Genomic DNA, 23,825 nt, shown 5'->3' on the forward strand with positions numbered 1-23,825 from the left:
GAACTATGAACCTACACTCACCGTGGTCTTTCCTGCCTTGCGCGGCGCTGGGCGTCGTGTTGGCGCTGTCCGAACCGGCGGTCCTGGCAGCCGCCGCGCCGGTGCCGGTGCCGGCCAAGGCGGCGGCCAAGCCGGCACCGCCCAAGCCTGTCGCGGCGGCCAGGCCGGCACCACCGGAAGCGGTGACGCTGCCCGTGCCGACGCCGGAAACGCATATCGTGGTTGTGCCGGCGCCAGCGCCGGCGGTTGCGGTGCCCACGCCGGTGCCACCCAAGGGCGCCGCGGCGGCCGCGCCGGCGCCAGCCAAGGAGACGGCTGTTGCCGCGCCGGCGGCGCCCAAGACGGTCCCGCTGCCGGCCAAGACGGTCGCGGGGCCGCGCCTGCTGTCGGTCGAGGTGCTGCAAGGTTACGATACAAAAAAACGCAAGCGCATCCAGGAGGCGCTCAAGCTGATCTTCCAGGGCGACGCCTCGTATGCAAAAGCCCATGCCGCAGCCGGCCAGCCCCTGTCGGACAATGTGGTGGGACCGATCACGCTCTCCTTCATCACGCGCTTCTGGTTCTACTACAACATGGATCCCGCGCCGAACGTGTCGGACGATTCGGTCGCCGCCCTGCTGCATTTCGCCGACCGCCTGGCGGCGCACAAGGAATGGCGCCCCGATGTCCTCAGCGTCGAATTCGGCCAATGGATCGACAAGCAAGCCGACCGCGCCACCTTGTATCCGATCCGGCTCCGGCTCGACGAGGTCAAGCTGCCGCCGGTGCTGGTGCGCTACCATGCGGTGGTCCGGCCGCAACTGGTCAACGAGGGCGACAAGGTTGGCCAGGCTTACTGGTACGGGTTGACGGAGGACGACCTGAAGACCATTGCCAGCAAGCGTGAGTTTTCGGCCGCCACGGTCAAGGCGCTCAAGGCGCTGGTCGAACCGGACACCGTCATCGCGCACGCCGACTTCGAGGAAGAAGTGCAGGCGGTCCTGGCCGATACCGGGCAGAAGACTGCGCCCCTGCTGCCGCTGCTCAAGGAGCATGCGGTGACGACAGATCACGGCATCGGCGTGACCGACGACACCCTGGCCGCCATCGCCGACCGGCCCGTGCTGCCGGCACCCCTGGCCACCTTGCTGCAAAAGATGGTCGGCATGCAGTACCCGCACCAGCAACTGTTCGCGCGCGCGCTGCAAGACCGTCTCAGCGTGGGGATTGGCAGTTGCCAGCCGATCGTGTCGCCGACGCGCCGGGCCCCGCCGCCGTCCGGGCGCATGAGCGACGACGACATGAAGTCCCTGATCGCCGCCGTCAGTTCCGGCCAGAGTGCCGACCCCGCGCTCGGCGCCCGCCTTCAAACCCTGCGCAACGCCAATATCTGCGCGCCGGCCGACCCCGACCTCGCCATCGACGGGGCCCTTTCCAGCGAGAACCCGGGCAACAGCGAACTGAATACGATTGGCGATCTGTACAAGCGCTACAGCTACCTGTTCGAGCAGGTGGGGCGCAAGACGCCGGTGTACGACCCGTCCGCACCGATCACCCTGGCGTCAACCCTGTGTGGTTGCAGCGACGACCAGAAAACCAAGGTGTTCCGCTTTCTGCCGTTCTGGCACGGGGGCGCGGCCCAGCAGATCGATTTCAGCCTGGTATCGCGGATCAATTACTACGGCGTCACGTTCGACAATAACGGCGAACTGATCATGGCAAACGGCGGCGGCAGGCTCAGCGAGCTGTTCGGTGGTGAGCAGGACCGGCAGCTCGACTTCGTGACTGCCGCGCGCCGTCACCGGGTCAAGGTCGACTGGGTCATTGGGCGCAGTGCGTGGGGGCCGTGGTCGACGCTCGGCACCAAGGAACGCGAGCAGCGGTTTGCCCGGCTGTCGGACAACATCTGGCGCTTTCTCGACGCGCGCATGACCGACTTCCCATCCCGGGCTCGGCCATGGCAGTCGTTCGGCACGGCGCCGGTGCCGGTGCGCGGCGATGGCGTCACCCTGTATTTTGACGGCTATCCGCGCGATGCCGAGTCGGTGGCCCAGTTCGACGCCTTCGTGGTCCGGCTGCGCAAGGTGCTTGACGAGCACGATTTCGATTTGAACATCATGATGCGCCGCGCCGAACTGAACCACGGAATTTACCAGTACGACAAGCTGGCCGACATGCTGCGCCCGAAGGAAGCGCTGGCGCCAAGGTCGCTGTCCGAACGGAGCCTCCAGTTCTTTCAACGCGAGCAGGTGCGCAAGCTGCCGTATTTCCTGGTCTTGTTCGATGAGCCGACCGGACACAACAAGCAATTGCTGCGGCGCGAGATCGAGACCGGGAATAGCGCCATGGATCAGCTGCGCCTCTTGAACCGGATGGTGCCGGTCATTAATTTTGACGGCGAGGGCTGGCAGCAGCTGGAAGACGACCTGATCTATTTCAACCAGAACTTCGGCGGCGTGGGTTTTTGGCCGGGCAGAACATTTACCGCCACGGCGCCGCCCAAGCGGGCCGTGGCCGGCGTCATGCACTGCAACGAATCGCAATCGGTGGACGATTGTATCCAGGATTTTTTCCGCGACCCTCCGGGCCAGGCCAGCAGCACCGACAGCACGGTCAGCAAGCTGGTCTGCGAATACCGCTGGCCGCTGCGCTTCACGCTCGATCTGCTGATCCTCATCCTGGTGCTGCTGGCGGTCACGTACGCACGCTCGTGCCAGGCGCGCACGCTGCTGCGCAAACACTACCTGGCGCCGCTGGCCGTGGCGCTGCTGGCCATACTGGTGCTGGTCGCCTTGCTGCTGTTCGATCCCTACCTGGCACCTTTGACGGACGGCTACCTGATTCCCGCCGTGCTGGTGCTCTGTCTGATCGGCATGTATTTCTACTTCCGCGCGAAATTCAAGGAGCGCAACGAGCGGCCGTAGGCACGGCATGCCGTCCAGTGCCTATTTACAGGAGAAACCGATGAAAACCACTGCGCGCCATGCGTCTGGCAACGCAGCGGGCGGCGGCCAGGCTACCCGCGAGTCGACGCCAGCCACCGCCCAGATCGACAGCAGCGCTCGCGTGCTGCGGATGAACGCATGGGCGCAGCGCATCGACGGCAGCGACCGGATGGTCGCGCAGCGCCAGCCCTCAATGCACTCATCGGGCTGACAAAAAAACACCCGGGCACGCCACCGCCGGAACTAGTCGCCGAGGCGTCGGCGCACGTCGTGCGCTTCCAGGCCGCCTACAAGAACGGGGTCGCTATTTCGGAAACGTCCGGCCTCCCCAACAAGACAAAACTCGAAGCGGACGAACTCGCCATCCTGAACCACGTTGCGCAAAACTTGAAGCGCCTGGCGGACATGGATTGGGCGCGCCCGGCCGGCATCATCCCAACGTCATACGGGACCAGCAGCGCTGCGGACTCGACAGGAAAAACGCATACGCTCGGCCAGGGCGGGAAGACCGTCACGGGCCGCATAGGCAGCAAGACGGGCGCGGCGGCCTTCACGATGGACGCGGCGATTGCCCTCAACACCATCTATGGGCTGACGTTCAAGAACGCGTTTATCGCCGGGCATTTGGTCACCCGCTGGGCCGGTGGGAAGGCCGCCGACAACAACCTCGCGCCCTTGACCGGCTATTTCAACCAGGGGCTCATCCGCACGCCCGAGTCGGCCGCGGAAGGGATGATGAGGAACGACGAGGTCATGTCGTACAGCGCCCGCGCCATCTACGGCAGGGCTGGGAACGATGGCAGTTCGGTCACGTTCGCGAAAAAAGACCTGGACCTGATTCCGACTGCGGTACACGTGGTCGTCACCCGGATGGCATTGCAGGCGGATGGCAATGCCGAGAATATCGCGCACTGGAACGTCGAAAAGACAAGCCGTTTCAACCAGAATGTTGTCCTCAGCCTGGCCAACGTCAAGGCAGCGGCAACGGGAGGCGCGAGCGGCGATTCCACGTCGTCATCGAGCGAGGAGATGTAGTAACAGGTGATTCCATTTGCACGGCTGGTATTAATTTCCTTCAATTTGGTATGCATATCGGCTGATATTGGTGTTATATTGGTCTAGCGATCTTGTATATAAAACATCAGAATCGCCGCGCGGTTCGATTCCGTCATCGCCGTACGGGTAAGGAAACGTCGCGCGGCACATGGATCGCTCTGGCTATCTCCGGCACGCACGTGCCCCGACAATTTGATATGGAGCCTCAATTGAATAGAACAATCATCAATAGCCTGATCGTCAGCGTGCTGGGCGGATCGCTGGCCGCGTGCGGCGGCGGCAGCGGCAATACCTCCACCGGCACCCAGTCTTCCCAAAGCAAGATGATGGCGGCAACGAGCGTCTGTTACACGCCGTGGAACAGCACCACCGTCTACGATGGCGGCAAATCGGTCAGCTACGGGGGAATCAACTACACGGCCGCCTACTGGACGCAGGGAGACAATCCATCGACCAACAGCGGGGCCGCTGGAAGTGGCAAGCCATGGACGGTGAGTGGCTCGTGCGGCACCACGCCGACTCCGACTCCGACACCGACGCCGACTCCGACTCCGACTCCGACTCCGACTCCGACTCCGACTCCGACTCCGACTCCGACGCCAACCCCAACTCCGACGCCAACGCCGACACCAACGCCCGCGGGCTGCGCGGTCTGGGCCGAAGGCATCACCTATACCGCAGGTCAGATGGTCAGCTACCTCGGCGTCTCGTACACTGCGCGCGTCACGCACACCGCGTACGTCGGCACCAACTGGAATCCGAAAGATTCACCAACCTTGTGGGCGGCTGGCGGTGCTTGCACCACGCCGACTCCGACTCCGACTCCGACTCCGACTCCAACTCCAACGCCAACGCCAACTCCGACACCAACGCCAACACCAACGCCAACACCGACGCCAACACCGACGCCAACACCCACGGGTCTTGCCAGGCACGCGCTGGTCGGCTACTGGCACAATTTCGCCAACCCGAGCGGCAACACCTACCCGATCGGCCAGGTCAGCAACGACTGGGACGTGATCGTCGTCTCGTTCGCGGACAACGCGGGCAATGGCAACGTGAGCTTCACGCTCGACCCGAGCGCCGGCAGCGAAGCCCAGTTCATCGCCGACATCAAGGCGAAAAAAGCGCAGGGCAAGAAAGTGGTGCTGTCGCTGGGCGGACAAAACGGTTCGGTATCGGTCGGCTCGACCGCCGAAGCGACCAACTTCACCAATTCGCTGTACGCGATCATCGTGAAATATGGCTTCGACGGCATCGACCTCGACCTGGAAAACGGCGTCTCCCAAGGCGCGGCGATCCAGACTTACCTGCCGGTCGCGGTCAAGAACCTCAAGGCCAAGGTGGGCGCGGGCTTCTACCTGTCGATGGCGCCGGAATGGGTGTATGTGGAAGGCGGCTTTACCAGCTACGGATCGATCTGGGGCGCGTACATCCCGATCATCAACGCCTTGCGTAACGAACTGACGATCCTGCATCCGCAGTATTACAACAACGGCGACATCTACACGCCGTATGCGAGCGGCGCGCTCAAGGCCGGCTCCACCGATCAACTGGTGGGCACCGCGAAAATGCTGATCGAAGGCTTTACGTACGGCGGCAATAACTTTGCCGGCTTGCGTCCGGACCAGGTGGGCTTTGGCGTGCCGTCGGGAAGAAGTTCGGCCGGTTCGGGCTTTACCACTACGACCGACGTCAACAACGCGCTCACCTGCCTGACCCGCCTGCTCAACTGCGGCACCATCAAACCGGTCAAGGCCTACCCCGAGTTCCGCGGCGTGATGACGTGGTCGATCAACTGGGACAAGCACGATGGCTACAACTTCTCGGCGCCCGTCAAGGCGACCCTGAAAACGCTGCCGTAAGCACTAGACAGGGCCGCCCGGGCGGCCCTTTCCCGGGCGGCCCTTCCATCGACATCAGTTCAGCGCCGGCGTCTGCTGCACCACGATGTCCCGTTCCTCGATCAGCCTGCGCCTGAGCTCGGCCTTGAGCTGCTCATAGCTCGCCGATTCGGCCGGGCGCGTCTGCTGGATTTCGATCACATGCCAGCCGCCGGCAACACCGCGCACCGGCACGGGTACCACACCGGGCACGCCGTGCGCCTCGATGACCTCTGCAATGGATTTGTCCATCTGGGCCAGGCGCATCCAGCCGAGCTCACCTTCAGGCTTGGCCTGTTTCAGCTTTTTCGCGCGGGTGCGGGCAATCTCGGCAAAGCTGGCCCCACCCTTGATTTCACCGATCGCCTGTGCCGCTGCGGTTGCGGACGCGAAGCGGATCTGCGCCAGCTTGTACTCCTTCTTGCCGAGCAGCGGGTCGCTCAGGCGCCTGTACGCCGCGCGCAACTTCTCGTCGGACACGCCGGCACTGTCGAATGCCAGCGGCACCAGTATGGCGCCCTCCACCGCCACCCCAGCCAGGGTGGCCGGATCGAACCGGCAGTTCTCGACGATGTCGATGGCCTGCTTGTCCACCAGCGGCTCGCCGCTCGACAGTTCAATCTTGGGCGTGAGCGGCGCGCCATCGGTCCATACCAGCACGCGCACGGTCACATTCGGCAGCGGGCCGTCCAGCTCGGGGAAGCGGATCAGTTTATTCGTGCGGGTGCAGCGCTCGACAGCCAGCCGGGCCGGGAGGTAACCCGCCTGCACCGGCAGCTTCCACGGCACCGTGATCACCCACGGCGTGCCGTCGTCGCTGGCGCGCGCCGGTTTGCAAGTGGCCGCCAGCGCCAACGATGCGCGGTCGAGCACGGCGTAGCCGCTCTCGCCGATCACGCCGATCACCCGCGCCGCCTTGTCCGCGCCGAGCTGGACCCGGGTGGCGCCTTCCATCCGGTAGCGCAGCGCTTCGGCCGGATAGGTCTGGGCCGCGCAGGCGGACAAAGGCAGTTCGGCGCCAGATGCGGCCGATGCCAGGACAGTCAGCGCCAGCAGCGCGCCAAGCCTCAGCATTGCCGCGCTCCCCATGATGGTTCGAGCGCCACGCTGAACGCGGGCCTGCATGGCGCTGGCGTGACCGCCGGTCAATCCCATGCCGTGGTATTGGGTGGCGCAGCCGCTTAAAAGCAGACCCGGCGCAACACCGCTGAGGATTCGGTACATAGCAAACCTGTCAGTGAGAGTCGATGTGGAAATTTCCGGTTTGAAATTTATCCGAAACCACTGCCAGGCTCAAGGTATTTATGAAAATGACACCGTTTGTGTGCAAAACAACCACACGGTGCGGACGGCTAGCCGAGGGCGCGCATCAGCATCGCCACGGCCACCAGCGCCGAGACCAGCGCGAAGCCCTGTTGCAGGCGCGCTCCGGGCAGGCGCGCAGCGACCAGCCGGCCGGCGCCCATCCCGGCCAGCGCCCCCAGCGCGAACGGCAAGGCGATGGCCCATTCCAGGTGGCCGGTGGCGGCGCTGGCCGCCACACCAGCCAAGGACACCAGCGCAATGACCGCCAAGGACGTCGCCAGCACCGATTGCGTGCCCAGGTCGGTGAAGCGCTGCAGCGCCGGCACCATCACGAAACCGCCACCCACGCCCAACAGGCCCGACAAGCCGCCGGCCACCAGCCCGGACCAGCACAGCGCCCGCGCACACGGTGCCGTCCAGTTCAGCTTGCCGCGCGCGAGGTCGAGCCGGCACGGCGGCGGCTTGCTGCGTTGCGGCAAGGTGCCGTCGGCGCAGCGTGAACGTTGCCAGGCGCGCGCCGCGACATACATCAGTACCACGGCAAACACGGCCGTCAGCGGGCGGTTGGGCATGCGCTGGGCCAGCCACAGTCCCAGCGGCGAGCACACCACCCCGGCCGCCGCCACCAGCAGCGCCGCCTTGTAGCGCACGGTGCCGCTGCGCAGGCCCATGACGGCGCCCAGGCTGGCCGCCAGGGCCACCGCCAGCAAGCCGACGGGACCGGCCTGGGCCACCGAGAGGCCCGCCCCGAACACCAGCAGCGGCACGGCCAGGATGCCGCCGCCGGCGCCGGTCAGCGCCAGCACGATGCCGACCGCAAATCCAAGCAGCGCGACGGTGCTCATCGGGCCACCCTCACGAGTCGGCCAGGGTCGGTTTGGCCAGCCACTCGCGGCCCTTGAGCATGCCGCGCCAGTACAGCGGCGGCAGGATGCGTTCCTTGAGCAGCCACGCCAGCCGTGACGGCCGGGTGCCGTCGATCAGCCACGAGGGAAAACTGGGCGCGAGCTTGCCGCCGTAACTGAACTCGGCCAGCACGATCTTGCCCCGTTCCACCGTCAGCGGACAGGCGCCGTAGCCGTCGTAGCGGGCCACGCCGGCGCGCTGGCCCAGCGCCGCCAGCACATTGTGCGCCACCACCGGCGCCTGCTTGCGCGCGGCCGCCACGGTCTTGGCGTTGCTGGTGTTGATGGTGTCGCCCAGCGCGTGGATATTGGCCCACTGCTTGTGGCGCAAGGTGGCCGGATCGACATCGACCCAGCCGGCCGCGTCGGCCAGCGGGCTGACGCGCACGAAGTCCGGCGCCACCTGGGGCGGCACCACATGCAGCAGCGAGAATGCGCGCGTGATGGTTTCCTTGTCGCCGCCGGCATTCACGCGGGTAAACGTGGCGCGCCGTGCCGGGCCGTCGACCGCGGTCAGGGTGTGGCCCAGATGCAGGCCGATGCCGTAGCCGTTCACGTATTCCATCAGCGCCGGCACGTAGTCGGGCACGCCGAACAGGGCCGGCGCGGCGCTGCAGAAGTCGACCTGCACCTTGCCGAGCAAGCCGGCACGCTTCCAGTGGTCGGCCGACAGGTACATGGCCTTCTGCGGCGCGCCAGCGCATTTGATGGGCGCCGGCGGCTGGGTAAAGATGGCCTGGCCGGCGCGCAGGCTGCGCACCAGCTGCCAGGTATACGGCGCCAGGTGGTACAGGTAGTTCGAGGTCACGCCATTGCTGCCGAGGGTGTCGGAGAGGCCCGCGATGGCGTGCCAGTCGAGCTTCAAGCCCGGGCAGACCACCAGTTGGCCGTAGCGCACCACGCGGCAGCCGTCGAGGATGACGGCGTTGCGCTCCGGCTCGAAGGCCGCCACCGCCGCCTTGATCCACTTGACCCCGCGCGGAATGACCGAGGCCATGGTGTGGGCCGTGCGCGCGGCGTCGAACACGCCGCCGCCGACCAGGGTCCAGCCGGGCTGGTAGTAATGCACATCGGCCGGGTCGACGATAGCGATGTCGAGCTGCGGCGCGCGCGCCAGCAGGCTGGCCGCCGTCGCAATGCCGGCCGCGCCGCCGCCGATGATGAGCACCGCATGCTCGGCTTCGGCCACATCCAGCGGGGTGCGGCCGTGGTTGGCGATGCGCCGCACCACGCCCTGCATGTTGAAGCCGGCCTTGCGGGCGGCGTCGACGATCTGCGGCAGCGGCATCCGGTCGGCCTGCGACAGCGCCCACATCGTGGTCGAACGCATGCCGCTGCGGCAGTACGCCAGCACCGGCTTGGGCAGCCGGTCGAGCAAGGCACCGAAGGCGGCGCCCTGCTCGTCCGTCACCTTGCCCGACTCGGCCGGCAGGTAGTGGGCCGTCAGCCCGGCGGCGTGCGCAGCCCGCTCGATCTCGGCGAACAGAGGCTGGTCGCCGCCCTCGCCATCGGGACGGTTGCAAATGATGCTGCAAAAGCCGGCCTGGCGCAATTCTTCCAGCTGTTCCGGCAGGATCTGGGCCGACACTGCCAGTGCCGGCGTGAGCGCGTGAATGGCCATGGTTCCTGTGCGCTTACAGCGCGTTGAGAGGAATCTTGAGGTAGCGCTGGCCGTTCGCTTCGGGTTCGGGGAAGTGCCCGGCACGCATGTTGATCTGGACCGAGGGCAGGATCAGGGCCGGCATGGCCAGGGTGGCGTCGCGCCGGGTGCGCATGGCCACGAAGGCTTCTTCGCTGACGCCGTTGCCGACGTGGACGTTGTGGGCCCGCTCCTCGGCCACCGTGCTGACGAAGCGCACTTCCCTGCCGCCGGGCTGGTAGTCGTGGCACATGTAGAGCAAGGTGTCGTCGGGCAGGGCCAGCACCTTGCCGATCGACCGGTACAAGGTGGCCGCGTCGCCGCCGGGGAAATCGCAGCGCGCGGTGCCGTAGTCGGGCATGAACAGGGTGTCGCCCACGAAGGCGGCCAGCTGCGCGCCGCTGCCGACCACGTAGCTCAGGCAGGCCGGCGTGTGGCCTGGTGTGTGCAGCGCGCGGCATTCCAGGCTGCCGATGCGGAAGGTGTCGCCGTCGGCGAACAGATGATCGAACTGGCTGCCGTCGCGCGCCATGCCGGCGCCGGTATTGAGCAAGGTGCCGAACACTTCCTGCACGGCGGCGATGTGGCGGCCGATGCCGGTTTTGCCGCCCAGGCGCTGTTGCAGGTAGGGCGCGGCGCTCAGGTGATCGGCGTGGACGTGGGTTTCCAGGATCCACTCGACCGTGGCGTCCAGTTCGGCCACGCGGGCGATCAGCTTGTCGGCCAGGGTGGTGGCCGTGCGGCCCGATGTCTGGTCGAAATCGAGCACGCTGTCGATCAGGGCGCAGCGGCGCGTAGCGGGGTCGAGCACCAGGTAGCTGACGGTGCTGGTGCTGGTGTCGAAGAAACCCTCGACCTGGAATGGTGCTGTACTCATGATGTGGCGGTCTCCTGTGGCTCAGTGGAGATAACGCAAAAAGCATGCCATTACGATCCGACGAGGAAAATTGATCCATGTCCTTGATTTGTTAATGGATTCATACTATACGCAGCATGGCGGCGGCCTGCCACCGCACTGCCACATGGCAGTGCCGCTTGACAGTCATGGCAGTGCTGCGCCACCATGCGCATCTGACCAGGAGCCACGCGATGCCGATCGACCCAACTATCCCGGCGCCGCCCGCGCCGCTGTCCGCGCAGGTGCAGTCGCTGGTGTCCTTCCTCGATCACGAGGCGCAGCCGATGATCGTGCTCGATCCCGACTACAACATCCTCGCCGCCAATGACGCCTACCGGCGCCAGTTCGGCGCCACCGGCAAGCCGTTCATCGGCCAGAAGTGCTACCGCGTCTCGCACCACTACGAGCTGCCCTGCGACCAGGCGGGCGAGCATTGTCCGATGAAGAAGGCGCAGGAATTGCGCGGGCCGGACCGGGTGCTGCACATTCACCACACGCCGCGCGGCCCTGAACATGTGGATGTCGAATTGCGCCCGATTTTCGATGAACACGGCGTCATTACCGCGTACGTCGAGCGCCTGTCGACGGTGCGCAGCGCGTCGGCGCGGCCCAGCGACGGTGGGCTGGTCGGCCGCGCGCCCGCCTTCAACCAGGCGCTGGCGGCGTTGCAGCGGGTGGCGCCATCGATGCTGCCGGTGCTGCTGCTGGGCGAATCGGGGACCGGCAAGGAACTGTTCGCGCGCGCCGTGCACGCCACCAGCGCGCGCGCCGGCGGCCCGCTGGTGGTGGTCGACTGCTCGGGCCTGAGCGAAACCCTGTTCGAAAGCGAACTGTTCGGGCATGAAAAAGGCGCGTTCACGGGTGCGGCGGTGCGCAAGCCGGGGCTGGTGGAGACGGCGCAGGACGGCAGCATTTTTCTCGATGAAATCGGCGACGTGCCGCTGGCCATGCAGGTCAAGCTGCTGCGCCTGATCGAAACGGGGACGTACCGGCGCGTGGGCGGCGTGGAAACCTTGCACGCCAACTTTCGCCTGATCGCCGCGACCCACAAGCCGCTCGATGCGATGGTGGCGCGCGGCGAGTTCCGGCAAGACCTGTTTTACCGCATCAATGCGTTTCCGATCCGCCTGCCGCCGCTGCGCGAGCGCGCCGACGACATCGCCCTGCTGGCCGATTCCTTCCTGCGGCGCGCCGGCGGCGGCATGCGCACGCTGAGCATCGATCCGGAGGCGCTGGCTGCGCTGCGGCGGCGAGCGTGGCCGGGCAATATCCGCGAGCTGCGCAATGTGCTCGACCATGCCAGCCTGTTCGCCGACGATGGCGTGATCCGGGTCGCGCATCTGCCGGCGGCGCCGGCCCTGTCCAGCCCTGTGCCGAAGGCCGCCGGCGGCGCATTCGATGACGTGCCGAGCCAGTTTGCAGGCACCCGCAGCGAGCTTGCGGCGTCGCTCGGCATCAGCGAGCGCACCTTGTACCGGCGCCTCAAGCGGCAGGCCAAGGGGTAATCGCGCCGTCGCGTGTGGCCGATCGTTCGCCCGGACATTGCGTGGCAAGCGCCAGGAGATTGCCATGTTCCAGAGGCCAAGGTGATTTGCTGAATTGTCCGCGTTACATTGTCCAGAGCCACAAAAGCAGCGTGTGGTCGAGCGTGCATCCGGGTTTGCTCATCCATTGACAATCAATTTTCTTAGCGTAAGCAATGCGCCCATGTAATCGAATGCATCCAAGTCACTTTCCAATTGCTTTGCTCCCAGGCCAAGCGACGTGATCAGCAGCGCCTTGTTTTCCTCAAACACATCGGCTGCGGCCGTATCGTCGGATGCCAGCAATACTTCCATTTGGTTTAGAACCGCCCGCAGCTTGTCCGGATTCGCTGCGGCGTCGTCCACCGCCGCAGTCGTGACCGACAAGTACTTGAGCGCCTTTTCCAGGGCAGTCTGCTGGGCGCGCACATCGTCAATCAACGCGGCCATGTCAGTTGCAGGATCGCTGGCACGCAAGGCATTTTCCACTGCCGCGGCGGCGGCTTGCAAACCGATGGCGCCCAGTGAACCCGCCGCCCCCTTTAGCGTATGCAAGCGCTGCCGCACTGCCTTGTCGTCTCCGGCAGTCATCTCGGCTTCAAGCTTGCCGGCATCATCGTGGTGATGGGCGGCTAGCTGCAGCAACAACTTCACCAGCGTCGCGGCATCGCCACCCAATACGCCCAGGCCGCAGCCAATATCGAGCCCGCCGAAATCAGCAAGTGAGTCCAGAATGCCATCGGGGTGACGGGGCTGCAAGTGGGTCGACTGAGCGTGGGCAATGCCCTGCACCTCGCCGGCCAGCGTATTGTGGCCGCTGGCAGACAACCATTTCAGTAGAGTCTCATACAGTGCTACCGGTTCCACTGGCTTGACGATGAAGTCATTCATGCCGGCCTCCTCGCAATCGCGCCGGTTTTCGTCGAACGCATCGGCTGTCAGCGCGACGATCGGTGTATTTTTCCATTCCGGCAGTGCGCGAATGGCGCGCGTCGCTTCCACTCCATCCATATAGGGCATCTGGATGTCCATCAGGATCAGGTCATAGTTCGCTGATTGCGCCATTGCCACCGCCTGACGGCCATCGACCGCGATATCGGCCGACAGATCCACGGCATGAAGCAGCTCCAGTGCGACCTCGCTATTGATTTCATTGTCTTCCGCCAAGAGGATGCGCGCGCCGCCATGCTGCTGACGCAGGCGTGTTTCAGCGGCGGACGGATCGGCAAAGGATGGCGCGACCGGCATCACACCGTGTCCGCGTTGCAGACGGGCGGTGAACCAGAACGTGCTGCCCGCGCCAAGCGTGCTTTCAGCGCCGACTTCGCCCCCCATCAGGCGTGCCAGGCGCCGGCTGATCGCCAGCCCGAGTCCGGTGCCGCCGTATTTTCGCGTCGTTGACGTGTCGGCTTGCTCAAACGCCTGGAACAGTCTGGCGATGGTTTCCGGGGCGATGCCGATGCCGCTGTCCTGGACTTCAAAACGCACCAACAGAACGCCATCCTTGTCTTCCAGCAGGCGCGCGCGCAAGACCACTGAGCCCTGGTCGGTGAACTTGACTGCGTTGCTGGCATAGTTGAGCAAGGCTTGGCGCACGCGGGTGGGGTCACCGCGCAGCCATAGCGGCACCGTGGCACCGTCAACTTCCACGCGCAAGCCCTTGGCACGCGCCGGCTCGCCGATCATCGAGGCCACATTGTCCAGCACGGCGGAAAGATGAAAATCGGTGCACTCGAGCTGAACGCGGTCGGCCTCGATCTTGGAAAGGTCAAGGATGTCGTTGATGATCGATAGCAGGTGCCGTCCGGCGCTGTCGATCTTGTCAAGGCGCGCCGCCTGCACGGGCGTGGCGCCGGCCCTTTGCATCAAGTGGCTCAGTCCGATGATTGCATTCATCGGCGTGCGGATTTCATGGCTCATGTTGGCAAGAAAAGCGCTCTTGGCCTGGTTCGCGGTGTCAGCGTGCTGCCTGGCCTTGACCAGCTCCGAGGTGCGTAGTTGCACCAGTTCTTCCAGATGGAAGCGATGACGGTCGAGCTCCATTCCAAGCCGCTTTTTCTCGGTGATATCTTCCTTGACTGCCACAAAGTGACTGATGGAGCCATCCGACCGGCACAGCGGGCTGATAATCGCGAATTCGACGTATTCGCGGCCATCCTTTTTGCGGTTCCAGAACTCGCCCTTCCACGGCTTTCCACGGGTCAAGGCACTCCACATTGCCGCGTACGTTCCCGGCGACGTCTTGCCGGATCGAAGCAGCCGTGGGTTTTTCCCGATCACTTCATCCGACGCATAGCCGGTAGCCAGCACAAAGGCATCGTTGACGTATTCGATGCGGGCCTCGAGATCGGTGATCATGATGCTTTCCGAGCTCTGCTCGACGGCCAGCGAGAGCTTGCGCAACTGCTCCCCTTCTTTCTTGCGCGCACTAATGTCCTGGTAGATGCCCAAGACGCCAATGATCTGGTTATCCGGGTCGAACAGCGCCGCTTTGGATGTGCGTAGCCAAACCGTTGTGCCGTCCGGCCTGGCTTGCCGTTCCTCGAAGTCCAGCATTGTCGTGCGACCGTCCATGACTGCCCGGTCATCGGCACGAAATGCCTCGGCTTGTTCCTTCCACACCAGTTCAAGATCAGTCTTGCCGATCAATTCATCAGGGCTGGTGTAGCCGGCATCGCTGGCAAATTCGGTATTGCAACCAAGATAGCGCGATTCGCGGTCCTTCCAGAATATGCGGGCGGGCACCGTTTCCACGACCGATCGCAGCAGGGAATTCGATTCCCGCAGCGCCGACTCTGTCTGCATTTGTTTGGTCACGTCCTTGGCCAGGACCAGCTGGGCTGGCCGGCCAAGGAAGGTAAACTGGTGGACGACGATGTCAACCAGGATCAGACTGCTATCCTTGCGGCGATGTTGCCAGAGGCCAGGATGTGGCAAGCCGGCAGGCATGTCGGATATATACTCGCGCAGGCGATCTGCCTCCGTTGACGGCCAAATATCCAGTACAGAGAGTCTCAGGAACTCTTCCCTGCTGTAGCCGTAGTGCGCCACTGCCGCGTCATTGACGGCCAAAAAAGCCAGCGATCCAAGGTCATGCACCCACATGGGTTGTGGATTGCTGTCGAACATTTCCCGGTACCGCGCTTCGCTGTCGCGCAGCGCAAGTTCAGTTGCGACACGAGCAGCGTCGCGAGCAAAGCCGTCGAGTGCGAAGCTGATATCGTCAGCCATGTCGATCAACAGCTTGCGAATATCGGCGTCGAACGCGTTCGCTTCGGCTGCGTACACGGTCAAGGCGCCAATGACACGTCCATGACGTCGTACCGGCAGTGCGGCCGACGCGGCCAACCCGGCGCTGACGCCTTTCTCGTGCCACGGCGCCGTGCTTGGATCGTTCTGAAAATCCTGGCACCACACCGGTATATTGTTCCGGATCGCGGTTCCGGTCGGGCCACGTCCGCATTCGTCGTCAGCCAGCGTCGAGACATGCAGATCATCCAGGTAGTCCTGTTCCGGGCCATGCATTGCGACCGGCACTACCCTCGCGCCGCCGGCCTCCACCATGGCGATCGTGGCCAGCCTCATCCCCCCGGACTCGACTATGATGCGGCAAGCCTCGTGCAGCAGTGTGCCCTGGTCGGCGCTGCGCACGATGGCCTCATTGCACTGGCTCAGTGCCGCATACAGGGCAGTGACGCGCATGATCCTCGCTTCTGACTTCTTGCGCTCGTCGATCACATCGAACAAGGCGACAAAATGATCAGGCGCAGGGCAATACGCGGTCACCGACAGCCACATGTGCATGGCATCGAGATGGATTTCAAAGCGCTCCGACTGTCCTGTCCTGGCCACCCTGCCATAAATGTCGAACATGCGCGGGTCGGATTCCCGGATTCCCGGAACGATTTCGCTGATTTTCTTGCCAACCACGTCCTTCAAGCCGGTCTGCAACTCGAACGCATCGTTCACCGCCAGATAGAGAAAATCGCTGGGCCGGCCGTCTTCGTACAACATCCGGCAATAGGCGGCCCCATTCATCATGTTGACAAACAGGCGGCGATACAGTTGCTCACTTTCGATCAATGCGGCCTCGGCCTGCTTGCGTTCGGTGATATCCCGGGAGTACCCGAACAGGCCGATCACCTTACCGCTCACGTCCCGGATAGGCCCTTTGGTCGTTATGTAGGTACGCTTGCCTTCGCTCGTATCGAGAAGCTGCTCAATCGTGATGACCTTGTTTTCTGCCAATACCTGGCGATCGCTGGCGCGAAACTCTTCGACCTGGGCAGTTGGAAACAAACTGGCATCGTCGCGTCCGAGCACCTGCTCGGCAGTCTTGCCGGTCAAGCGCACTGCCGCGAGGTTGTGCAGCAGGTAACGGCCCTCCAGGTCCTTGGCGAAAATCGGATCAACCGAGCTGTCTGATATGGCGGCCAGTAACTGCAGCGCGCGCAACTTCTCGGTTTGCGCTTCAATGGTGCGCGTCGCGGCAAGCAATGCCTGATCCAGCATGCGCCGGATCAGGCCGTAAAGCAGCACCGATGTCGCCACGACAAAGGCCGCGTCAGTGACGACGTGGGCAAGCGCGAGCTCGGACGCCACCGGGAACAGCTGCGCCAGGACTTCATCGGCAAAAAAAACAATCCAGATGCCTGCGAACAATGCGTACGCCAGCACAATTTTCAAGCTTGCCCATGCGCTCGATTTCTTTAATTCGAGCATGAGATTTCTGACAGATTCAAGGGTCGTCGAGGTTCGCCCGGGAGCGCATCCCCGGCGAAGGCGTCCCCCGTATCCCGGCAGCCACGTGCGATGTCTGAAAATTCCTTGAACTCAGCAAGGAAGGCATCGACGACGTCGGGATCAAAATGCTTGCCGCGCCCGGATTGAATGATGTCTCGCGCCCTGTCGTGGCTCATGGCAACTTTGTACACGCGCGGCGAAATCAGCGCGTCGAACACATCGGCCACGGCCATCAGGCGCGCGGAAATCGGGATCGCGTCGCCAGCCAGACCGTCCGGGTAGCCGCTGCCGTCCCATTTTTCGTGGTGCCAGTGGGCGATCTGCTTGGCGACCGAAAGAAATTCAAGCGGCGTATCCAGATCGCGCTCGGCATGTTCGATCGCATCGCTGCCCAGCCTGGCATGCGTTTGCATGATCAAGAATTCGTCCGGTGTCAATTTGCCAGGCTTGAGCAGGATGTAGTCAGGTATCCCTACTTTGCCGATGTCGTGCAGCGGCGCCGAGCGCGACAGCAGGTCGATGTAGCGCTCGGTCAGCGTGGCGCAGAAGCGCGGATGGGTGCGCAGCGTGACGGCCAACTTTTGAACATAGGCTTGGGTGCGCAGGATGTGCGCGCCTGTTTCCGGGTCGCGGGTTTCCGCAAGATGGGCCAGCGCCCGGATAGTGGCGCGCTGGGTCAGATCGTTTTCGGCCATGCGCCTGCTCACTTCGGCCTCAAGCGCAGCATTTTTGTCTTTCAGCCAGTCGCGCGCCTGCTTGGCCAGAAGTTGGGTACGCACCCGGGCCAGCAACACGATGGGCTTGATCGGCTTGGTGATGTAATCCGCCGCGCCGAGCTGCAATCCATGCTCTTCGTTTTCCGCCTCGGCCATCGCGGTCAGGAAGACAACAGGGATATCGCGCGTGGCCGGGTTCTCGCGCAAGCGGACAAGAACGGCATACCCATCCATATCCGGCATCATCACATCGAGCAGGATCAAGTCCGGTCGTGGGCCGCTCGCCGCTGCCCGCAATGCGGCTGAGCCGGAGTTAGCGGCACGCACCAGGAATTCCGGCCGCAGCAGGTGGGTAAGCAGTGCCAGGTTGGTCGGCTCGTCATCGACGACCAGGATAGTTCCGTTCGTCATGACTCGCTTCCGCAAAGGGTAAATAGTGCACCGCGCCCAGTCTTTACGTGGCAGGCGTTAGTTCATTGTATGTCAGGCGGGTGTCGGCACCGGAGAATCGGAAAGGTATATTTGGTGGTCTGCGCCTGGCGCCATGGAAGGCCATCAAAAAAATTTGCTCTATTGCCAAGCCACGAGCAAGCTGAGGCGTACTGTCAAGTTCGGCTGCGCATAAACTGTCGCGTGTCTGCGCAATGTGTGCCGGCTGCCGTTTGCTCACCCAAGAACCCGGACGCAGTCCATGATACATTGGCATGATTCGCTTGAAGAGAAGCCAGTCTTCGCTGCAATACAGCACAACAGGGGTCACAGATGATTATCGCAATAACCGGGTTCGCCTTGCCCAAGCCAATTACTCACGGCGAAGCGCGCAGCATTTTCCTGAGCACCGCGCCCACCTATCAAGACGTGCCTGGTTTGCTTCAAAAGCACTACCTGCTCTCCGAAGATGGCGCCACGGCGGGCGGCGTGTACGTGTGGAATTCGCAGGCGGACGCGGAAGCGATGTACACGCCAGCATGGCGCGCATTCGTCCGGGAAAAGTACGGCACCGAGCCAACGGTCACCTACTTCGACAGCCCCGTGATGGTCGACAACGTGGCTCAAAAGGTCTTTACCTACTAGCAGTCTTCATGCGTTCGAAGCTGGCATACGCCCCGCCAGCGCCTCGCGCACATGCTGGGCCAGTTGCGCGCGGCGGTACGGCTTGCCGAGCAGCCGCACGCCCTCATCGAGCCGGCCGCCCGTGGTGAGCGCGTCGCGCGTGTAGCCCGACGTGTACAACACCGCCACCCCCGGCAACGCCTGCTGCGCCAGCGCCACCAGTTCGATGCTCGACACCGGCCCCGGCATGACCACATCGGTAAACAACAGGTCGATCCAGGCGCCCGCACGGATCATGGCCAGCGCGCTGGCGCCGTCGTGCGCTTCCAGCACGCAATAACCGAGCTCGTTCAGGGTCGACATCGCCGTGGCGCGCACTTCCTCGTCGTCCTCCACCACCAGCACCGTTTCGCCGCCGCCGACCACGTTCTGCTCGGGCGCGCCAACCTTGCCGCTGGCGCGCTCGGCCGAGCGCGGCAGGTAGATCACCACCGTGGTCCCCATGCCCGCCACGCTGTCGAGCACGATATGGCCGCCGCTCTGCTTGACGAAACCGTACGCCATGCTCAACCCCAGGCCGGTCCCCTGCCCCACCGGCTTGGTGGTGAAGAAAGGCTCGAACGCGTGCGCGATGACCTCGCGGTCCATGCCCTGCCCCGTATCGGCAAAGCTGAAGCGGATGTAGTCGCCGGGCGCGAGGTCGAGCAGCGCGCCCGTTTCCCCCGCGCCGATGCGCTCGTTGCACAGGCCGATAGTCAGCACGCCGCCGCCGGGCATGGCGTCGCGCGCATTGATCGCCAGGTTCATGACCACGTTTTCCCACTGGCCGGGATCGACCAGGGTATTCCACAAACCCTCATCGGCCTCGATACGGACGCGCACCGACTCGCCCAGCGCGCGCTGCAACAGCTCATCCATGGACTGCAAGGTCTGCAGCGGATTGACGACCACCGGCTGCAGCGGCTGGCGCCGCGCGAAGGCGAGCAGCTGCGAGGCCAGCTTGGCGCCGCGGTCGACCGCCGACTGCATGCTGTTCAGGCGCTTTTGCAGGCGCGCATCGTCGCGGTTGCTCAGCTGGAGCAGTTGCACATTGCCGCCGATGACATGCAGCACGTTGTTGAAGTCGTGCGCCACGCCGCCGGTCAGCTTGCCGACCGCTTCGAGCTTTTGTGCATGCTGGAGCGCGTGGCGGGCGTCTTCCAGCGCGCGGCTGCGTTCGACTTCGAGCTGCTCGGCTTGTTTGCGCCCGGAGACATCGCGCATGAAGGCGCTCACGACAAAGCCGGAGGCCTGCGGAAAACCGGCGATGGCCAGTTCCACCGGCACGCGCCGGCCGTCACGGTGGCGCGCGCTGACCTCGAACACATTACGGATCACGGTGCCCACGCCGCTGGCCACCATGCGCGCGATGCCGGCGTTGTGCGCATCGCGCAGTTCGGGCGGAATAATCAGCTCGGCCAGATCGTGCCCGATGGCGGCCGCCGCCGGCCAGCCGAACATGGCTTCGGCCTTGGCGTTCCAGTCGCTGATGCGCCCGTCCGCGCTGACCGCGACGAACGCATCGTGCGAATGGTCGAGGATGACCTTGACCCGGTGCTGCTCGGCCGCCAGGCGCGCATTCGCTTCGAGCAGGGTGCGCTCGTCGGCCTTGGCGCGGGTGATGTCGGTATGGGTGCCGATGGTGCGCAAGGGGTGCCCATCGAGGTCGCGCGTGACCGCCATGCCGCGCGAGCGAATCCAGCGCCAGGTGCCATTCTTGCAGCGCAGCCGGAACTGGCACTCGTAGGATTGATCGGTGCTGTCGACGTAGGCGTTGAGCGTGGCGAGCACGCGCGCGCGGTCCTCGTCGTGGATCAGGGCTTCGAAGGCGGCATTGGTAGGCGCGATCTCGTCGGCGCCGTAACCGAGCATTTCCTTCCAGCGGCGCGAATGGACGATACTGCCGGTGCCGCGGTTCCAGTCCCAGACGCCGTCGCCGGCGCCTTCGAGCGCGTATTTCCAGCGAAATTCGCTGGCACTGAGCTGCTGCGTCATGTCGGCCGCCAGCGCCACGGCGCGTCCGCGCCCGGACGCGAGGGTCCAGACCAGCAGCGCCAGCAAAACCCCGGCGGCCGCACCGACGATGGCGATGAACTGCGGCCGGTCCGATTGCAGGCGCGCCTCGAACTTCGCGGCCGAGCGCATCTGCAAGGTCCACGGCCGCCCGGCGACCACCACGCGCAAAGTGGTGGAAAAACGCGCCGGGCGCTGCATCTCGGCGGGGGTTTCGCGCGCGGAACGGAACAAGCGGGCACTGTCGTCAACCGTGTTGCCGTCGTAGATAGAGAGCATGATGTCTTCCGAACGCTCGCCGCCCAGGCCGGCCATCAGGTCATCCATGCGGAACGGCGCGCCGACCCAGCCGATGAGGTGCTGGCGCCGCTCGGCCACGGTCGCGGTCGCCGCATCGCGCCGGTACACGGGCAGGTACATGACCAGCCCTGCCTGCTCGTTGCGGCCATTTTCCTGGACCAGGCGCACCTTGCCCGAGGCCGCCGCGCGGCCGGTATCGCGCGCGCGTTCCATGGCCACGCGGCGGGCCGGATCGCTCAGCATGTCGAAGCCGAGCGCGCGCAGGTTCAGCCCGGTGAAGGGCTCGATGTGGGTGATGGCCGACAACACCGGCCGCTCGCCCAGGGGATGGACAGTGTAAGCCGGACTCTCGCGACGCCGTTGGGCGGTATGGGCGTCGAGCTGTGCGGGCGCGAGCAGTTCGACCAGGGCGATTCCCTGGATGCCGGGATAGGTTTCGTCGAGCTTGAGCGATGCGATATAGGCGCGGAAATCCTTGCTGTCGACCTGCATCGAGCCGAGCAGGAAGGCCTGGGTGCCGCGCTGCACCTGCTCGTAGGTCGCCATGCGCTGCTCGAGGCGCCGCTCCATCTCGCGCGTCTCGAAGGCGAATTCGGCCTCCTGGCTGGCCAGCAGTTCGGCGCGCGCGAAGTGCCAGGCGAAGCCGGTTGCGATCATGGCAAGCAGGAAAATCGATAGCGCCAGAATGAAGGCGGCGTATTTACTGCGCGGGCGGGCGGCACGCGGTCCGCCACTGCGCTTGTCGTCAGGCTGGGCAACGCTGTTCGGCATAGGCATCTTCGAAGAGGTCAGCCTCTATTATTCACCAAACGCGGCATTCTCTACGGCAAAGTGTTGCAGTACACCTACGTGGCGCCGACTCGGTTCGCCCCGCTTGCAGTGGCGCAACAATTATGCTGGGCGGGTGCCCACCAGAATCGGCTGGTAGAAGGCGCCGTCGATCCGGCGCACCTGGACAAATCCGGCTTCACGCATCAAGGCGCACATTTGGTCAGTGGAAATGGCGTAGTAGCGCGAGCGCAGCGCGTGCGTGTGGACCGCCTGGGTGGCCAGGTTTTCTTCGATGAAGTAAAAGGTCAGGTCGTAGTGCTCGCCCTCGAAATCCCAGACCTGGAACAGCACGTAGCGCTTGCCGTCCTCGGTACGGGCGCCGTAGGGCTTGACCAGGTTGACGCCGCGCTCTTCGCGTTCGTAGTCGCGCATCGACATCAGGAAGCCGCCGCCCGGCGACAGGCAGGCGAACATCTGGCGCAGCGCGGTGAGCAGGTCGGCGTCGGTGAGCAGGTGGGGCAGCGAGTTGTCGCAGGAAAGGACGATGTCGAAGCCGGAACCGTGATGCTCGTGTGCGCGGCGCATGTCGCAGACCGAGAAGTCGACCTTGGCGCCGGCCAGCTCGGCCTCGCGCCGGGCACGTTCGATTTCTTTTTCCGACAGGTCGGAAGCGGCCACGGAAAAGCCGCGCCGGGCCAGGCCGATAGCCTGGGTGCCGATGCCGCAGGAGACGTCCAGCAGTCGGCGCTTGCCGGGCCATTCGGCGTCGATCAGTCTGGTGAGCTGCTCGCCTTGCAGCGCGACGCTGGCGTGCCAGTCCTGGTGGATCAGATGGTAGAACGGGGTCAGGCGGTCATAAAAATCGGACATGGGTTCCTCGTCAATTGCATGGCGCATGCTTGCGATAGACGGGAATGATAGCATTCAGGCAAACTTGCGCGGTACACATGTGTATTGCCATTCATGGGTTGCGTCGACATGCCGTGTCCCGTTCCTTATTGCGGCAATCGCTCACTCCGCCGTGCGCTGCAAGGATGCTTCTCCCTTCAGCGCAAACGGCATCGCCCTGGCCCAGCGGTTGGCCGACAGCGAAAATGTCAGCGCGCGCACCTGGTGGTACCACCCGGCCGGCACATACAGCATGTCGCCCGGATTGACGATGCACTCGATCATGGCGGCCTGGCGCGCCAGCGGGAATTTATCGAAATCGGGCGCCTCGGGGTCGAATGGAGAGCCGAACAGGATGGCGTTGGCCGGATTCGCGTACAGGAATTCGTCATGGTGCGGCGGCGACAGGAAAATCCGCTTGGTACCCCAGATTTGCGCGAAAATATTATCGTCATAATCGCAATGCAGCGGCGTTACCGTCCCCGCCGGCCCGAGCCAGAAGCGCGGCGGGCCCATTTTGCTGAAATACGCGGGCCAGAAGCACATGCTGTTCAATTCACGCAGTTCCAGATTGCCCAGGTAAGGCGGCAAGCCCTCCGCCCCGGCATCGACCACGTCCAGATACTCCAGCATCGACATATCCTGCATGGCGCGGTCGGGCGCGAACGCCGTGTTGATGTAGTCGCCCACCCGCGCCCGCACCGGCACATGGCTGAAGCGCTCGCGCAAGGTGTGCGGCGTGAGGCCGGACAGCGGCCAGCGCTTGGCCACGCCCGTGATCAGGAACGGCAAGCCTTGCGCCGCACGCGCCCGAAAGGCCGCGGCGTCGGGAATGCCGATGCGTGGAATCTCGGAAATCGCCGGGAGACCGCGTCCCACGCGCCGGATCGCCTCGCGCATGGCGTGAATCGAGGTCACGCCCCGCACCTGCGCATCGCGTTCCTCGCGCGCCTGCTTTTTGGCGGCCGCATCCCCGGCCCATGCCGACTCCGTCGCCAGCAATGTCGGCGGCAACCGTGGCGCCAGGCGCGCCTGCGGTGGTTCCTGCGGTGGGTCCTGTCCATGGACCACCGGTTTCTTCTCACTTGACATAAACCTCTACCATCTTCCCGTTACTCCGTTGACCCGGCGACGAACCGATACCCTCGTCCGCGCCTCGGGGCGACAGC

General features: G+C 64.5%; 15 protein-coding genes. 6 read left to right on the forward strand and 9 right to left on the reverse strand.

The window, feature by feature from the left end; genetic code table 11:
- Positions 1 to 5: 5 nt before the first annotated feature.
- From IV454_RS26065 to IV454_RS26080, 4 genes are all read left to right on the forward strand, one after another.
- A complete protein-coding gene (locus tag IV454_RS26065; protein WP_206088529.1) occupies positions 6 to 2,903 on the forward strand; it encodes a hypothetical protein in 2,898 nt (965 codons plus the stop codon).
- A 40-nt stretch (positions 2,904 to 2,943) separates the two neighbouring features.
- On the forward strand, positions 2,944 to 3,135 hold the full coding sequence (locus IV454_RS26070) for a hypothetical protein (protein WP_206088530.1): 192 nt from the start codon (positions 2,944 to 2,946) through the stop codon (positions 3,133 to 3,135).
- A 59-nt stretch (positions 3,136 to 3,194) separates the two neighbouring features.
- Entirely contained in the window at positions 3,195 to 3,959 is a 765-nt protein-coding gene (locus IV454_RS26075) for a hypothetical protein (RefSeq protein WP_206088531.1), read from the forward strand.
- Positions 3,960 to 4,189: 230 nt separating this feature from the next.
- The gene (locus tag IV454_RS26080; protein ID WP_229521844.1) at positions 4,190 to 5,845 is read left to right on the forward strand and encodes a chitinase; all 1,656 of its coding nucleotides are present in this window, start codon (positions 4,190 to 4,192) and stop codon (positions 5,843 to 5,845) included.
- A gap of 54 nt (positions 5,846 to 5,899) precedes the next feature.
- Here IV454_RS26080 and IV454_RS26085 read toward each other — a convergent pair whose 3' ends face one another.
- The 4 genes from IV454_RS26085 to IV454_RS26100 all read right to left on the reverse strand — a co-directional run bounded on the left by IV454_RS26085 (position 5,900) and on the right by IV454_RS26100 (position 10,589).
- Complete coding sequence (locus tag IV454_RS26085; RefSeq protein ID WP_206088532.1) at positions 5,900 to 6,937, reverse strand: energy transducer TonB; 1,038 nt, start codon at positions 6,935 to 6,937, stop codon at positions 5,900 to 5,902.
- A gap of 278 nt (positions 6,938 to 7,215) precedes the next feature.
- A complete protein-coding gene (locus IV454_RS26090) occupies positions 7,216 to 8,013 on the reverse strand; it encodes a sulfite exporter TauE/SafE family protein (RefSeq protein WP_206088533.1) in 798 nt (265 codons plus the stop codon).
- A gap of 10 nt (positions 8,014 to 8,023) precedes the next feature.
- Positions 8,024 to 9,694 carry a bifunctional protein tyrosine phosphatase family protein/NAD(P)/FAD-dependent oxidoreductase gene (locus IV454_RS26095; protein WP_206088534.1) on the reverse strand — a complete coding sequence of 557 codons (1,671 nt, stop codon included), beginning with the start codon at positions 9,692 to 9,694 and terminating at the stop codon, positions 8,024 to 8,026.
- Positions 9,695 to 9,707: 13 nt separating this feature from the next.
- Positions 9,708 to 10,589 (reverse strand): MBL fold metallo-hydrolase, encoded by an 882-nt coding sequence (locus tag IV454_RS26100; protein ID WP_206088535.1) that lies wholly within the window; start codon positions 10,587 to 10,589, stop codon positions 9,708 to 9,710.
- Between the two features lie 212 nt (positions 10,590 to 10,801).
- Here IV454_RS26100 and IV454_RS26105 point away from each other — a divergent pair, with 212 nt between their 5' ends.
- Positions 10,802 to 12,115 carry a sigma-54 interaction domain-containing protein gene (locus IV454_RS26105; protein ID WP_206092835.1) on the forward strand — a complete coding sequence of 438 codons (1,314 nt, stop codon included), beginning with the start codon at positions 10,802 to 10,804 and terminating at the stop codon, positions 12,113 to 12,115.
- Between the two features lie 159 nt (positions 12,116 to 12,274).
- Here IV454_RS26105 and IV454_RS26110 read toward each other — a convergent pair whose 3' ends face one another.
- Together IV454_RS26110 and IV454_RS26115 are read right to left on the reverse strand one after the other, a co-directional pair.
- On the reverse strand, positions 12,275 to 16,855 hold the full coding sequence (locus IV454_RS26110) for a PAS domain S-box protein (RefSeq protein WP_206088536.1): 4,581 nt from the start codon (positions 16,853 to 16,855) through the stop codon (positions 12,275 to 12,277).
- Entirely contained in the window at positions 16,843 to 18,003 is a 1,161-nt protein-coding gene (locus IV454_RS26115) for an HD-GYP domain-containing protein (protein ID WP_206088537.1), read from the reverse strand. The genes IV454_RS26110 and IV454_RS26115 overlap by 13 nt, the downstream gene beginning before the upstream one ends.
- A gap of 351 nt (positions 18,004 to 18,354) precedes the next feature.
- On the opposite strand from IV454_RS26115, the gene IV454_RS26120 reads away from it, so the two are divergent.
- Positions 18,355 to 18,666 carry a YdhR family protein gene (locus tag IV454_RS26120; RefSeq protein WP_206088538.1) on the forward strand — a complete coding sequence of 104 codons (312 nt, stop codon included), beginning with the start codon at positions 18,355 to 18,357 and terminating at the stop codon, positions 18,664 to 18,666.
- 6 nt (positions 18,667 to 18,672) lie between these two features.
- Here the strand turns inward: IV454_RS26120 and IV454_RS26125 are convergent, their stop codons facing one another.
- The 3 genes from IV454_RS26125 to IV454_RS26135 all read right to left on the reverse strand — a co-directional run bounded on the left by IV454_RS26125 (position 18,673) and on the right by IV454_RS26135 (position 23,748).
- On the reverse strand, positions 18,673 to 21,768 hold the full coding sequence (locus IV454_RS26125) for a CHASE domain-containing protein (RefSeq protein WP_206088539.1): 3,096 nt from the start codon (positions 21,766 to 21,768) through the stop codon (positions 18,673 to 18,675).
- 120 nt (positions 21,769 to 21,888) lie between these two features.
- Positions 21,889 to 22,638 carry a class I SAM-dependent methyltransferase gene (locus tag IV454_RS26130; RefSeq protein WP_206088540.1) on the reverse strand — a complete coding sequence of 250 codons (750 nt, stop codon included), beginning with the start codon at positions 22,636 to 22,638 and terminating at the stop codon, positions 21,889 to 21,891.
- Between the two features lie 141 nt (positions 22,639 to 22,779).
- Positions 22,780 to 23,748 (reverse strand): cupin-like domain-containing protein, encoded by a 969-nt coding sequence (locus IV454_RS26135; RefSeq protein ID WP_206088541.1) that lies wholly within the window; start codon positions 23,746 to 23,748, stop codon positions 22,780 to 22,782.
- Positions 23,749 to 23,825 lie beyond the last annotated feature (77 nt).

It is taken from the genome of Massilia antarctica (assembly GCF_015689335.1).
Taxonomy (GTDB): Bacteria; Pseudomonadota; Gammaproteobacteria; order Burkholderiales; family Burkholderiaceae_D; genus Telluria_A; species Telluria_A antarctica.